Origin of the sequence: Acinetobacter lwoffii, assembly GCF_052078135.1 — a bacterium.
GTDB classification, from domain to species: domain Bacteria; phylum Pseudomonadota; class Gammaproteobacteria; order Pseudomonadales; family Moraxellaceae; genus Acinetobacter; species Acinetobacter lwoffii_Z.
In genome coordinates this window covers 36,139-49,018 of the sequence record NZ_JBQGUZ010000012.1, presented here as the reverse complement: position 1 = coordinate 49,018, position 12,880 = coordinate 36,139, and the positions used below count along the sequence as shown (strand labels likewise).

11 protein-coding genes are annotated in these 12,880 nt (G+C 44.9%); 2 read left to right on the top strand and 9 right to left on the bottom strand.

All coding sequences use genetic code 11. The features are described 5' to 3' along the window. Positions 1–43: 43 nt before the first annotated feature. The 9 genes from ACTL4S_RS09555 to ACTL4S_RS09515 form a co-directional block, all read right to left on the bottom strand. Entirely contained in the window at positions 44–847 is an 804-nt protein-coding gene (locus ACTL4S_RS09555) for a putative RNA methyltransferase (protein WP_441299252.1), read from the bottom strand. 54 nt (positions 848–901) lie between these two features. Continuing rightward, positions 902–2,020, bottom strand: coding sequence for a phospho-N-acetylmuramoyl-pentapeptide-transferase (mraY, locus tag ACTL4S_RS09550; RefSeq protein WP_441299251.1), 1,119 nt, complete (start codon positions 2,018–2,020; stop codon positions 902–904). After that, positions 2,021–3,424 carry a UDP-N-acetylmuramoyl-tripeptide--D-alanyl-D-alanine ligase gene (locus ACTL4S_RS09545; RefSeq protein WP_441299250.1) on the bottom strand — a complete coding sequence of 468 codons (1,404 nt, stop codon included), beginning with the start codon at positions 3,422–3,424 and terminating at the stop codon, positions 2,021–2,023. Positions 3,425–3,433: 9 nt separating this feature from the next. Beyond that, positions 3,434–4,930, bottom strand: coding sequence for a UDP-N-acetylmuramoyl-L-alanyl-D-glutamate--2,6-diaminopimelate ligase (locus tag ACTL4S_RS09540; RefSeq protein WP_441299249.1), 1,497 nt, complete (start codon positions 4,928–4,930; stop codon positions 3,434–3,436). A gap of 11 nt (positions 4,931–4,941) precedes the next feature. After that, the gene (ftsI, locus tag ACTL4S_RS09535; protein ID WP_441299248.1) at positions 4,942–6,765 is read right to left on the bottom strand and encodes a penicillin-binding protein PBP3; all 1,824 of its coding nucleotides are present in this window, start codon (positions 6,763–6,765) and stop codon (positions 4,942–4,944) included. 15 nt (positions 6,766–6,780) lie between these two features. Further along, on the bottom strand, positions 6,781–7,047 hold the full coding sequence (gene ftsL / locus ACTL4S_RS09530; RefSeq protein WP_370940785.1) for a cell division protein FtsL: 267 nt from the start codon (positions 7,045–7,047) through the stop codon (positions 6,781–6,783). 76 nt (positions 7,048–7,123) lie between these two features. Next, the gene (gene rsmH, locus ACTL4S_RS09525; protein ID WP_312586360.1) at positions 7,124–8,035 is read right to left on the bottom strand and encodes a 16S rRNA (cytosine(1402)-N(4))-methyltransferase RsmH; all 912 of its coding nucleotides are present in this window, start codon (positions 8,033–8,035) and stop codon (positions 7,124–7,126) included. A gap of 184 nt (positions 8,036–8,219) precedes the next feature. Then, positions 8,220–9,239, bottom strand: coding sequence for a sulfate ABC transporter substrate-binding protein (locus ACTL4S_RS09520; protein ID WP_026055777.1), 1,020 nt, complete (start codon positions 9,237–9,239; stop codon positions 8,220–8,222). Positions 9,240–9,483: 244 nt separating this feature from the next. Continuing rightward, the gene (locus tag ACTL4S_RS09515; protein WP_441299247.1) at positions 9,484–10,485 is read right to left on the bottom strand and encodes a sulfate ABC transporter substrate-binding protein; all 1,002 of its coding nucleotides are present in this window, start codon (positions 10,483–10,485) and stop codon (positions 9,484–9,486) included. Positions 10,486–10,878: 393 nt separating this feature from the next. Here ACTL4S_RS09515 and ACTL4S_RS09510 point away from each other — a divergent pair, with 393 nt between their 5' ends. Then, positions 10,879–11,181, top strand: coding sequence for a hypothetical protein (locus ACTL4S_RS09510; protein WP_180037262.1), 303 nt, complete (start codon positions 10,879–10,881; stop codon positions 11,179–11,181). A gap of 134 nt (positions 11,182–11,315) precedes the next feature. Next, positions 11,316–12,818: a glutamate--tRNA ligase gene (gltX, locus tag ACTL4S_RS09505; protein ID WP_180037263.1), complete on the top strand. Its 1,503-nt coding sequence runs from the start codon at positions 11,316–11,318 to the stop codon at positions 12,816–12,818. Positions 12,819–12,880 lie beyond the last annotated feature (62 nt).

Below are 12,880 nucleotides of genomic sequence, written 5' to 3'. Positions count from 1 at the left end.
ATATAAAAAGCCCTCAGTTGAGGGCTTTTTTATATGCAATTTTTTATTTTTTCTGGAACAGGTAAATCTGATATTGCGCCATCAATTTAAATTGATCCTGCTGTTCGAGTGCTAAACGACGTTCAGGTTTGGCCTTATAAGCATATGGCGTCATCGCAATCAGATTTTTTAAATCTGCTTGTGGTAAAACCATTGGGGCGTCAATCACCTGTTCACAAATCAGATTAAACTCATCTTGCAGCTGCTCCACAAACTTCTGCGGCTCGTGTGGTTTCACTTCTTCAAATAAAGCCTCACGCATAGCATATAAATGTTGTGGTGCCGGCGTCACTACCATCAAATAAGACTTCGGCCTTAATACCCGCAGGATTTCCTGTTTGGGAATCGGACTAAATAAGCTGGTACAGAGATCAATTGACTCATCCAGTACTGGTAAGGTTGCCCCGGTTCCCACCACCCAAGTCACCTCTTTATTCAGCTTGGCAGCCACCTGAACTGCATTTTTGGCAATATCAACCCCGACGCATTGCAGCACTTCCGCCTGCATGGCATTCGTATAATAGCCTTCGCCACAACCAATATCTAAAAGGTTTTCAATCCGCAACTCGCGAATCTTTTCCACGACGGCCTGTTGCAAAGGCGCATAACAACCTGCACTGAGAAATGCGCGACGTGCCTGCACAGACTCAGGCGTATCTCCCGGGTTTTTGCTGTGCTTATGCTGAACCACATGCAGGTTCACATAGCCCTGTTTGGCGACATCGTAACTATGATGATTCTCACAGCGCCATGTTCTTTCATTTAAGCTCAACTGCTGGCGACAGACTGGGCACATGAGTAAATTCATCATTTTCTCCAAAACAAAAAAGCCGGCATGCGCCGACTTTTTCCCATGCATTTCTTAGCGCAATTTTAAGGTCATTAGACCCAAAACTACCAGCATAATCGTAATAATCCAGAAACGGATCACCACCTGGGTTTCACGCCAACCTTTCTTTTCATAATGATGATGCAGCGGCGCCATCAGGAATACGCGTTTATTACGCATTCTTAATGAACCAATCTGCAGGAATACTGAAATCGCTTCCACTACAAAAACACCAGCCATAATCGCAAATACGATTTCCTGACGCACCATGACGGCAATCGTACCGAGCATTGCACCGAGAGATAAAGCACCGACATCACCCATAAACACTTGGGCTGGATGGGCATTGTACCAAAGAAAAGCTAAACCGGCTCCGATCATGGCAGCACAGATCACCACCAGTTCAGAGGAATATTTCACATAAGGAATATGCAGATAATTGGCAAAACGCACATCACCGGCCAGATAGGCAAATACGCCCAGACCTGTAGCCACCAGCACGATTGGCATGATCGCCAGACCATCCAGACCATCGGTCAAGTTCACGGCATTGGATGCACCGTTAATGACGAAATAGGTAAAGATAATAAATCCAATACCTAGCGGAATCATTGACAATGGAATGCTTAAGTCTTTAAAGAATGGAATCAGCAGATCCAGCATATTCGCAGTATGCACCGGATTGGTCTGTTGCTGCGCAATCACATACAAGGCTATACCAGCACCCAACGAACCCACTGAAGTCCAGAAGAATTTTTTCTTCGCAGGCAAACCTGCATTGTCTTTATAACGGATTTTGATCCAGTCATCGGCCCAGCCCACGGCACCGAAAATCACCATTACACCCAGTACAATCCAGACATAAGGATTGGAAAGATCTGCCCAGAGTAGAGTTGAGATACCAATCGAAAGTAGGATCAGCACCCCGCCCATGGTCGGCGTGCCCATTTTCTTAGCATGGTTTTCAGGGGCATACGAGCTGACTGCCTGACCATATTTCAGCGCCTGAAGCTTGCGAATCATTACAGGACCGAGCACCAGACCGATGGTCAATGCCGTCAAGACACTGAGCAAAGCACGTAAAGTTAAATAACGAACCACCTGAAACGTGCTGTCAAAGCCCGCCAAATGTTCAAAGAGCCATAACAGCATTTAGAGTTTCTCCATCAATGCAGCCATCAATGTTTCCATATGGGTAAAACGCGACCCTTTAAACAGGAATGACATCGGCTGAGGTTGATGTGTTTCAATCAAACGAATTAAAAACGGTAATGCCTGCTCCTGATTCAGGAAAGCCTGCATTTTTTTACCATATTGTGTACCACGAGCACCTTCTTGTGCGGCAGGCGCAAATTCACCTACAGCCACCACAAAATTAATGCCTTTCACCGAGACCAGATCCCGACCGAGCTTGTAATGCTCGATTGCGGCAGATGAACCGAGTTCACCAATATCGCCGGTGACCATCACCCGGATGCCCTGCTGCTGCGCCAGAACTTCAGCCGCTGCACGCATCGAACCCGGATTGGCATTGTAGGTGTCGTCAATAAATAAATAGTCTTTGTACGGAATAAAGTTCAGACGACCTTTCGCGCCCACGGCCTGTTCCAGACCGGCCACGATATCATCCAGACCAATACCGATCGCCAGGGCAAAAGCTGCTGCTGCGGTCGCATTTTCAACATTATGCTCACCGGCAAATGGTAAACGAACTGTTTTCGAGCCCTGTGGTGTATTCAGTGTAAAGCTTGAAGATTGAGCTTCAAGCACCATATCGCTGGCATAGACTTCACCGCCAGCACCAAAACTCAAGCTTTTTTCAGTTTTTACTGCAGCACGAATGGTTTCAGCAAAATCATCGGCAGCGGGAATAATCGAAGTCTCAGAGATATGTGCATAGATCTCGGATTTTGCACGGCAAATTCCGTCACGGCCGCCAAATTCACCTAAATGCGCAGTCCCGATATTAATAATCCCGGCCACATGCGGCTGCACCATTTTCGAGGTGTAATCAATTTCACCCTGATGACTCGCACCGAGTTCCATCACCGCATATTGATGTTCAGGACGCAGCTCAAGCAACATTACCGGCACGCCGAGGTCATTATTCAAATTACCACGCGTAACCAAGGTCGGTGCCAGACGCGACAGAATGCTTCCCAGCATTTCTTTAGTCGTGGTCTTGCCACTACTGCCGGTCAAGGCAATGACTTTGAGTTGAGGATTCTGCTGACGGCGATAAGCACCTAACTGTCCCAATGCCAAACGGGTATCTTCCACCACCAACTGGCAAATATCAGCATCCACCGGACGGCTGACAATGGCAATTTCACAACCTTGAGCGGCCACCTGAGCAATAAAGTCGTGCGCGTCAAAACGCTCACCTTTCAGCGCAAGAAAAGCATCACCTGATTCTGCATCACGTGAATCAGTCAAAATCCGCTTGATCTGGCCTGCAGGCTTTTTATCATTCAACCAGTAGCCTTGAGTAGCCTGTTGTAATTGTTCTATGCTCCACGGCTCCAGCGCCGCAGTACTTGTTGTTGAGGTATGCATATCTGAATCCTAATGCGCTGAATAGGCTGAATCTGTACTGCAATGCTGAGCATCAATGGCAGCTTGTACTTCGATCACGTCATCAAACCAGTGACGTACACCATCAATTTCCTGATAATTTTCGTGCCCTTTTCCGGCAATTACGACAATATCACCCGCCTGCGCGTGTTTAACGGCGAACTTGATCGCTTCGCGACGGTCATGAATTTCATGATAGGTTTTGCCGGAAAAATTGATGCCATTTTTCATATCTGCAAAAATTTGTGCCGGATCTTCCGTCCGCGGATTATCCGAAGTGAGTACTGTGATATCCGAACCATCTAAAGCAGCCTGAGTCATCAATGGACGTTTACCGCGGTCACGGTCACCCCCACAGCCAAAGACCGCCCATAAATTCTGGCTCACATGGCGTTTTAAAGTGACTAAAACCTGAGTCAAGGCATCCGGGGTATGGGCATAATCAACTACAAACAGACGTTCGCCATCACGCAGCACCTGCATGCGACCGGGCGCACCTTTGAGCTGTGACACAGTTGCAATCAAACTTTCCAAGTCAAATCCGGCCTGCTCCGCCATGATCAGACTGGCGACCAGATTTTCAATATTGAAATGGCCCAGCAATGGACTGTTAACCATATATTCAGCAGAAGCAGTTTTTAGTTTAAAGGTCGCACCTGAAATGCTGTACTGAATATCCTGAACCTGATAATCCGCTTTTTGCTGGGTGGAATAAGTCAAAATTTTAGGCTGTGCCGGATTGTTTTTCGCAGCATCCAGCATGATCTGTGCATGTTCATCATCAATATTGATGACAGCCACTTTTAAAGATTTAAATCGGAATAAACCAGACTTTGCTTCTGCATAAGCTTGTAGCGTTCCATGATAATCCAGATGGTCACGACTCAAATTGCTGTAGCCCGCAATCTCGATATCACAACCATTCAAGCGGCCTTGTTCCAGACCATGCGAACTGGCTTCAATCGAGGCAAACTCCGCACCGGCCTGCGCATAGCCATGCAAGGCATTTTGCAGTTGCAAGGCATCCAGGGTGGTATGCGAAGATGCTTCTAGGTTCGGTAAAATTCCATTACCTGTTGTGCCCATCAACGCACAGGCTTTACCTTGCAGCATGATGAATTCAGCCACCAAGCGAGAAATCGTGGTTTTACCATTGGTGCCGGTGACTGCAAGAATACGCGCAGCCGTAACGGGTTGGGTTGCTTGTAAATACTGCTTTTGCCATTGCCCCATTAGATGACGTACATCTGTCACCACCAAATTGGGAGATACATCCAGTTCAGTTTCTGAAATCACGGCCAATGCACCGTGCTCTAAAGCTTTCTGGGCGAATTGCACGGTTTTTTCTGACTGTGACAGGCTGGTCAGGGCAATAAAAATTTGTCCCGGTTTAACTTTACGGCTATCCAGCTCGAAGCCCTGAAAGGATTGCTTCATCCAGTCAGCGACATCGTGAGGGGTGTAGAGATCTTGAAATGTAATAGACATTGATCACCTATTTACTGGACTTTGGGAGGTTCTAAAGGTTTGTCCAGAGGGACATTCAGCAGACGCAAGGATTCCTGCATCACACGGGCAAAGACCGGTGCAGATACCGTACCGCCATAGTAGGTGCCTTGTGGATTTTCTACCACCACCACCATGGCGATCCGTGGATCACTGACTGGTGCCACGCCGGCAAATAATGCACGGTATTCATTGGTCGAATAACCTTTACGGTCGGCACGCAATTTATGTGCAGTACCGGTTTTACCCGCCACGCGATAGCCTGGAATGGTGGCGCGAGTTGCCGTACCACCTGGCAAGGTTGCGGTTTCCATCATCAGCAGGACCTGATCGGCAATATTGGCATCAATCATCTGCTCACCCTGCGGCTGTTCTTCCAGCTTGTACAGGCTCAGCGGCATTTTTACGCCTTTATTCGCCAACATGGCATAGGCATCGGCCAGTTGTAACACGGTGGCGTTCAGACCATAGCCATAAGACATAGTCGCCACTTCTGATACATTCCATTTGCTTGGTGGAAGAATCAAACCGGCACTTTCCCCCGGGAATTTCACTGCTGAACGCTGACCAAAACCCAGACGTTTATAGAAGGTTGGTAAGGTTTCATACGGCAGCGACAAGGCCAGTTTCGCCACACCAACGTTAGAGGATTTCTGGATAATGCCACCCAAGGTCAACTGACCATAGTTATGCGTATCACGAATGGTATGATTACCGACCCGCATACTGCCCGGTGTGGTATTCACCACTGAATTCGCCATATATTTGCCACTTTCCAAGGCCATCGCTACAGTCAGCGGCTTCATGGTCGAACCCGGCTCGAACGAATCGACTGCACCGCGGTTACGCATGGCATCCTTGTTGAGCAGGCTGTTTTTATCATTCGGGTTATATGATGGCCATGAAGATAGCGCCAGAATTTCACCGGTTTTGACATCTACCGCAATCGCAGTCGCTGAACGGGCATTATTGGCAACACCAGCAGCCGTCAGCTCACGGTACATAATATATTGCAGACGCGAGTCGATACTCAGGGTAATATTTTCGCCCGGCTCAACTTCTTTAATCACTTCAGGTTCTTTGACCCGGTTGCCTTTTTTATCGCGAATGATCTGCTGCTCGCCATCCTTTCCGGAAAGACGGCTATTCAGCTGCATTTCCAGACCTTCAATGCCGCTGCCTTCGCTATTGGTCAGGCCAATAATCTGAGAGTTTGGCTGCGGCTGCGGATAATAACGTTTATAGTTTTTCTCGGTATATACGCCCTGAAAATTACGTTTCATGATCAGTTCGGCCTGTTGTGGCGGAACTTCTTTTTTCAGGATCAGATAACGTGAACGCGGACGTTCTTCCATTTTTTTGCGCAGTTCTGCCCGATCCATACCGACTGCATCAGCCAGCTCATCCAGATTCAGGTTTTTATCCGGTAGCTGACGTTTGAGCTTGCGGCTATTCGGTTCTTTTTCCAGCGCCAGCATGGTCTCGTCATAGAGTTTTTTATTGTCAAAATAATCACGTGGATCAATCACAATTTTCATGATTGGAGTACTGATCGCCAATGGAATGCCATTACGATCATAAATTACGCCACGCATCGCCTTGATAGTATTGGTTCTTAAAATATTGGCATTGGCTTTATTTTGCAAAAAATCTTTATTAATAATCTGTACATAGAAAGCACGGCAAATCAGTGTCACAAAACACAGCAACACCACCGCCCACATGATGTAAAAACGATTGATATAAACATTTGAGGCATTTTTGTCGGTGACCGATTGTTTTTTACGTACCGGTTGCTTCTTTCTCTTGTCTACCATGTCGGAACGCTAGCCTTATTTTTTCTCATCTGAAGTTTGTGGTAAGGAAATCACGACACTTTGTGAAACCGGAGGTGAATACATACGCAGCTGTGTCACTGCACGCGTACCGATCTGTGCCGTCGCGCCGAAAGTTTGCTGCTCAATCAGCAAACGCCCCCACTCTGCATTCAGGTCATCCCTTTCACGCAGATAGGTACTCAGCTTTCTGTTATCCTGACGGTATTCAAATACCTGAAATACCACAAATACTGCACTGATGAAGACCATCAGTATCAGCATGAGATAGATTGTAACTTTTTTCAGCCACAATTTTTCTGTTTTTTTATCAACCACTTCCGTTTTCATGATCTGCCTATTAAGCTAAACGTTCTGCTACCCGCAGCCATGCGCTACGTGAACGAGGATTGGCTTTGACCTCCTCATCACTGGCTTTAACACGAGAAACTTTCTTTAAACGTCGCGTATCTTTCTGTTGTTGTGGCATTCCCCAGCCTGAATCTTCTTCAAGCGTTGACTCTTTTTGAATAAATTGTTTAATCAAACGGTCTTCCAGTGAGTGGAAGCTAATTACCGCCAAACGCGCTTCAGGTTTCAAGATTTCAACGGCCTGAGGCAAGAAGATTTCAATATCTTCTAATTCCTTATTAATAGCAATACGAATCGCCTGGAAAGTACGGGTCGCAGCATGCTTATTTTTTTCCCATTTCGGGTGCGCTACTTTTACGATCTCAGCCAGCTTTGCCGTGGTATCGATATATCCGGCAGCCTTAATTGCCTTGGCAATACGGCGACTATAACGCTCTTCACCATATTTAAAAATGATATTCGCCAGCGCTTCTTCTTCAATCTGGGTCAGCCATTCTGCTGCGGTCGGACCTTGCGAGTTGTCCATACGCATATCCAGTGGGCCATCTTTCATAAAACTGAAACCACGTTCAGCTTGATCCAGTTGCGGTGAAGAAACACCGAGATCCGCCATTAACCCATCGACCTGTTCAATGCCCAACTCAGCCAATGCATCTTTCAGATCAGCAAAGCTGGCATGAATAATTTTAAAACGTGAATCTTCTTGTTCGAGTTCAGCCGCTACAGCCAGTGCTTGCGGATCTTTATCAAAGGCATAGACACGTGCATTTTCATCTAATTTGGACAGCAATAAACGCGTATGTCCACCACGGCCAAAGGTTCCATCCACATAAGTTCCCGTATTGCGACCCGCCAACAAGGCATCAATCGTTTCGTGAAGTAATACAGAAATATGTGACATAAAAACTCAATCAATAGGGGGAAAAATTTAACTGCACATTATCACCCTGTTTAGGCAAAGCTCCAAACGACTTTTTGTAGATAAATATTACTTTCCATAGAGAAAACCGTTTTAGCATTTTTCTCATACAAAAAAGCCTCCAGTTTTGGAGGCTTTTTTCAATCTAGATAACTTCGCAGATCAATTAACGTTTGCTGTTATAAATCTGGTCGAAAATTGCACCATTCACAAAATGGGTTTTCTGTGCATTGGCCCAACCACCAAAGACTTCATCAATGGTAAAGGTTTTGATTTTCGGGAACTGTGCTGAATATTTGGCTAATACTTTTTCATTACGTGGACGATAGAAATGTTTAGCTGCCATTTCCTGACCCAACGGTGAATACAGGTAATTGATATAACCTGTTGCTAACCATTTATTGCCATTTTTCTCCACGGTACGATCCACAATCGCCACTGACGGTTCAGTCAAAATCGTAATCGATGGATAAACGATATCAAACTTGTTTTTACCCAAGGTTTTTTGCGTGACCAAGGCTTCATTTTCCCAAGTCAGCAATACATCGCCAATCCCACGCTCGGCAAAGGTGGTCATTGAAGCACGTGCAGCAGAATCCATCACTTTCACGTTCTTATAAAGCTTGCCGACAAAGTCCTGTGCTTTGGCTTTATTACCACCTGGCTGTTTCTCGGCATAACCCCATGCAGACAGATATACCCAACGCGGCAAACCACCCGTTTTCGGGTTCGGCGTAATAATTTGCACGCCTGGTTTAGTTAAGTCATTCCAGTCCTTGATGCCTTTCGGATTGCCCTTGCGTACCATGAATACAATCGTCGAGGTATAAGGTGCCGAGTTATGTGGGAATTCCTTTTGCCAGCCCGGCTGAATCTGACCAGATTTCACAATTTCTTCGATGTCATTGGCCAGCGCCAAAGTCACCACATCACCTTTCAAGCCATCGACCACAGAACGTGCCTGTTTGCCCGAACCGCCATGAGACTGCTTGAAATTCACATCCAGACCGGTGCGGTTTTTCCAGTAAGCCCCAAATGATTTGTTAAATTCATCATAGAACTCACGCGTAGCATCATAGGATACATTCAGAAACTGACGGTCTGCTGCTTGTGAAGCAGTCGCGGTCATACCCAAACCAGTCGCCAATAAGGCAGCACTAAATAACGATTTTAATTGAGTTTTCATGGCAGCACAGAGTTTATCTTCATTAGATATAACTATATGAAATAAAATCATTTATCGCAATTCACCCTACAACATCACAACACGATAAAATGAAAGGTTTTTCTGCATTAATATTATGTTTTTAAAAGAAAAATACTATTTATTATTCTACTTATCTCTAATATATAGAATTTTATGCATTAGATATAAAAAAAATGGATAACACTTTAGCCATTTTCCTTATTCTATTTAGACTACCGCTTACTTATCTTTTTTCATTGTAAATCTGGTCATAAATCGCTCCATTCACAAAATGTGTTTTTTGCGCTTTGGCCCAACCACCAAAGACTTTATCAATGGTGAAGGTCTGGATTTTCGGGAACTGAACCGAATATTTGGCAGCGACTTTAGTATCTCGCGGGCGGAAGAAATATTTCGCCGCAAGCTCCTGCCCTTTTGGTGAATATAAATAGTTCAAATAGCCTTTTGCCAGATGGGTAGTGCCATTTTTATTCACGTTTTTATCGACAATCGCTACCGATGGCTCGGCCAGAATTGAAATCGATGGATAAACGATATCGTACTTGTCTTTACCCAGACCTTGGGTCGCCAGCAAGGCTTCATTTTCCCAGGATAAAAGCACATCCCCAATACCGCGCTCGGCAAACGTCGTCAGTGAACCACGGGCACCGGAGTCGAGCACTTTGACATTTTGATAAAGTTTTTTCACCAGCTCTTTGGCTTTCGCATCATTCCCGCCAGGCTGTTTCAGCGCATAACCCCAAGCAGACAGGTAGATCCAACGCGGTGCGCCACCGGTTTTTGGGTTTGGGGTAATAATGTCCACACCCGCTTTGGTCAGATCATTCCAGTCTTTGATTTGCTTTGGATTCCCTTTACGCACCAAGAATACAATCGTAGAGGTATAAGGTGCCGAATTACTCGGAAACTCTTTTTGCCAGTCTTTCTCGATTAAACCTGCATTGACGATTTCTTCGATATCATTGGCCAAGGCCAAGGTTACGACATCGGCCTGCAAACCATCGACCACCGAACGTGCCTGCTTGCCTGAACCGCCATGCGACTGTTTAAAATTAACCGTTTGTCCGGTTTTCTGCTTCCAAAATTTGCCAAATTCTTCGTTATATTCCTGATAAAATTCACGGGTCGGGTCATAAGAGACATTCAGGAAATCTTTGGCAATGGAATTCTGTACTGCTGTTCCCACTAAAATTGTCAAGATTGCGGATGCTATTATTTTTTTCATTTGATGTAACTCATTGTTTATATGACCTGCACTATACAAATCAAAAATAAACATAACAATCATATATTTATAACAATATCTACAATCTATTTATGATTTTGAGATATCTTCTAACAATTAAATCCAGATACATATTCTGCTAGAAAAGTAATCTTCTGCTACAATATAAGACAGTTCTTCACGTTCTCTTCACAGTTGTCTGTTAAAAATAGGCCACCAAAACAGGAAATTACGATTTTTGGTAATTTTCCACAGAGTTATATTATTTCTTTTGTAAAAAATGTGACTGGGTTCTACTTCTTTATGATCAACTGTGATTAAATTGTAGGCAGAGTATTAAAAAAACATTTTTAACAAAATAAAACCAACCCGAAGTAAGGAGGAAGTTTGGATATGAAATTTACATTATTCACAGCCAGCATCCTAAGCCTGATTATGTTGTTCTCGATTCAACTCGGTCATGCCGTCGTTGTGAAGACAGATTTGCCGAAGCCTACAGTAAGCACTGTTGAAAGCAAGACTTCGCCGATTGAAAAAGCGATTCAGCAACAAAAAACTGAAAAAACACTTCAAACAGAAGATAATCTAAAAGTCTTGACTGCATTTAAAGTCGCACCTTCGCAAAATTTCTTTGCAGAACAGAATTACCGCTTCACCCGCTTTGTACAAAGTATTTTTTCGAGCGATCATTCTTAAGCAGTACCAAAACACAACAGCGCTGAATATTTCCGGATTTAAAAGCCACATCACTCAATGTTGAATAAAGCATTAAGTGATGTGGCTTTTTCGCTATAATAGCTGCAATTTTATATCTAAGATTAGATCCGGCTATGACTGTTCGTACTCGTATTGCACCTTCTCCTACTGGTTTTCCGCATGTAGGTACTGCCTATATCGCCTTGTTTAACTTATGTTTTGCTAAACAGCATGGCGGTGAATTCATTCTTCGTATTGAAGATACTGACCAACTGCGCTCAACGCCTGAATCTGAAAAAATGATCCTGGATTCATTGCGCTGGTTGGGTCTGAACTGGTCTGAAGGTCCTGATGTCGGTGGCCCGCATGCGCCGTATCGCCAGTCAGAACGTATGGATATCTATAAAAATTATGCCTTGGAACTGGTAGAGAAAGGTCATGCTTTCTACTGTTTCGCAACTGCTGAAGAACTGGATCAAATGCGTGCAGAACAGCAGGCACGTGGTGAGTCGCCACGTTATGACGGTCGCGGTCTGAATCTCACTCAAGAAGAAGTTGAGCGCCGTTTGGCCGCTGGTGAACCACACGTCATCCGTATGAAAGTACCAACCGAAGGCGTATGTAAATTCAATGACATGCTACGTGGCGAAGTGGAAATTCCATGGGCGCAAGTAGACATGCAAATCCTGCTAAAAACCGATGGCCTCCCAACCTACCATTTAGCAAACGTAGTAGATGATCATTTGATGCAAATCACCCACGTAATTCGTGGTGAAGAATGGATTCCATCTGCGCCGAAACATCAGTTACTGTATCAATATTTCGGTTGGGACATGCCGGTACTATGCCACATGCCACTGCTGCGTAACCCGGATAAATCTAAGCTGTCTAAACGTAAAAACCCGACCTCAATTAACTATTACAGAGACATCGGTGTACTGCCTGAAGCCTTGTTGAACTACTTGGGTCGTATGGGCTGGTCAATGCCAGATGAAAGTGAAAAATTCACTTTGGCTGAAATGATTGAGCATTTTGATATCAAACGTGTATCCCTCGGTGGTCCGATCTTTGATGTTGAGAAATTGAACTGGTTAAATGGTCAATGGATCAAGGCACTCAGCCCGGCTGAACTTCTAGACACCTTATTGGCCTGGAAAGCAGATCGTGCCAAATTAGAAGAAATTGCAGCTGCGATTCAACCGCGTATTAACCTGCTGTCTGAAGCTGTGAACTGGTCTGCACATTATTTCAACCATTTCCCGACCCTGTCTAAAGAACAGTTTGAAAGCAAGAAACTGTCGGATGAACAGGTACGTCAAAGTCTTCAATTCGCAATTTGGCGTTTAGAAAGCCTGTTTACTTGGAATAACGACACGGTGAGCCAGACCTTGATGGACTTGGCGACACAGATGGAAATCAAGTTGCGCGACTTCATGCCTGCGTTCTTTATTGCGATCGCCGGTTCGACTGCGTCTACACCCGTGATGCAAACGATGGTGACCATTGGTCCTGATTTAACCTTTGCACGTTTACGTCATGCGCTGGAAATTGTCGGTGGTCCAAGCAAAAAAGAGCTGAAAGTCTGGGAAAAACTCAATGAAAGCTTAAAGTTGCCGAAAAATGAAGCAGTTGATTAAGCTTAATTAATTTTTGTGTTGACGTGTGAGCGCGATATCCCTAATATAGCGCTCACACAGAC

What these genes read in the sequence shown, in the direction of transcription:
- ACTL4S_RS09555 (WP_441299252.1), bottom strand. Translation starts at nt 847, where the DNA reads ATGAATTTACTCATGTGCCCAGTCTGTCGCCAGCAGTTGAGCTTAAAT.
- mraY (WP_441299251.1), bottom strand. Translation starts at nt 2,020, where the DNA reads ATGCTGTTATGGCTCTTTGAACATTTGGCGGGCTTTGACAGCACGTTT.
- ACTL4S_RS09545 (WP_441299250.1), bottom strand. Translation starts at nt 3,424, where the DNA reads ATGCATACCTCAACAACAAGTACTGCGGCGCTGGAGCCGTGGAGCATA.
- ACTL4S_RS09540 (WP_441299249.1), bottom strand. Translation starts at nt 4,930, where the DNA reads ATGTCTATTACATTTCAAGATCTCTACACCCCTCACGATGTCGCTGAC.
- ftsI (WP_441299248.1), bottom strand. Translation starts at nt 6,765, where the DNA reads ATGGTAGACAAGAGAAAGAAGCAACCGGTACGTAAAAAACAATCGGTC.
- ftsL (WP_370940785.1), bottom strand. Translation starts at nt 7,047, where the DNA reads ATGCTGATACTGATGGTCTTCATCAGTGCAGTATTTGTGGTATTTCAG.
- rsmH (WP_312586360.1), bottom strand. Translation starts at nt 8,035, where the DNA reads ATGTCACATATTTCTGTATTACTTCACGAAACGATTGATGCCTTGTTG.
- ACTL4S_RS09520 (WP_026055777.1), bottom strand. Translation starts at nt 9,239, where the DNA reads ATGAAAACTCAATTAAAATCGTTATTTAGTGCTGCCTTATTGGCGACT.
- ACTL4S_RS09515 (WP_441299247.1), bottom strand. Translation starts at nt 10,485, where the DNA reads ATGAAAAAAATAATAGCATCCGCAATCTTGACAATTTTAGTGGGAACA.
- ACTL4S_RS09510 (WP_180037262.1), top strand. Translation starts at nt 10,879, where the DNA reads ATGAAATTTACATTATTCACAGCCAGCATCCTAAGCCTGATTATGTTG.
- gltX (WP_180037263.1), top strand. Translation starts at nt 11,316, where the DNA reads ATGACTGTTCGTACTCGTATTGCACCTTCTCCTACTGGTTTTCCGCAT.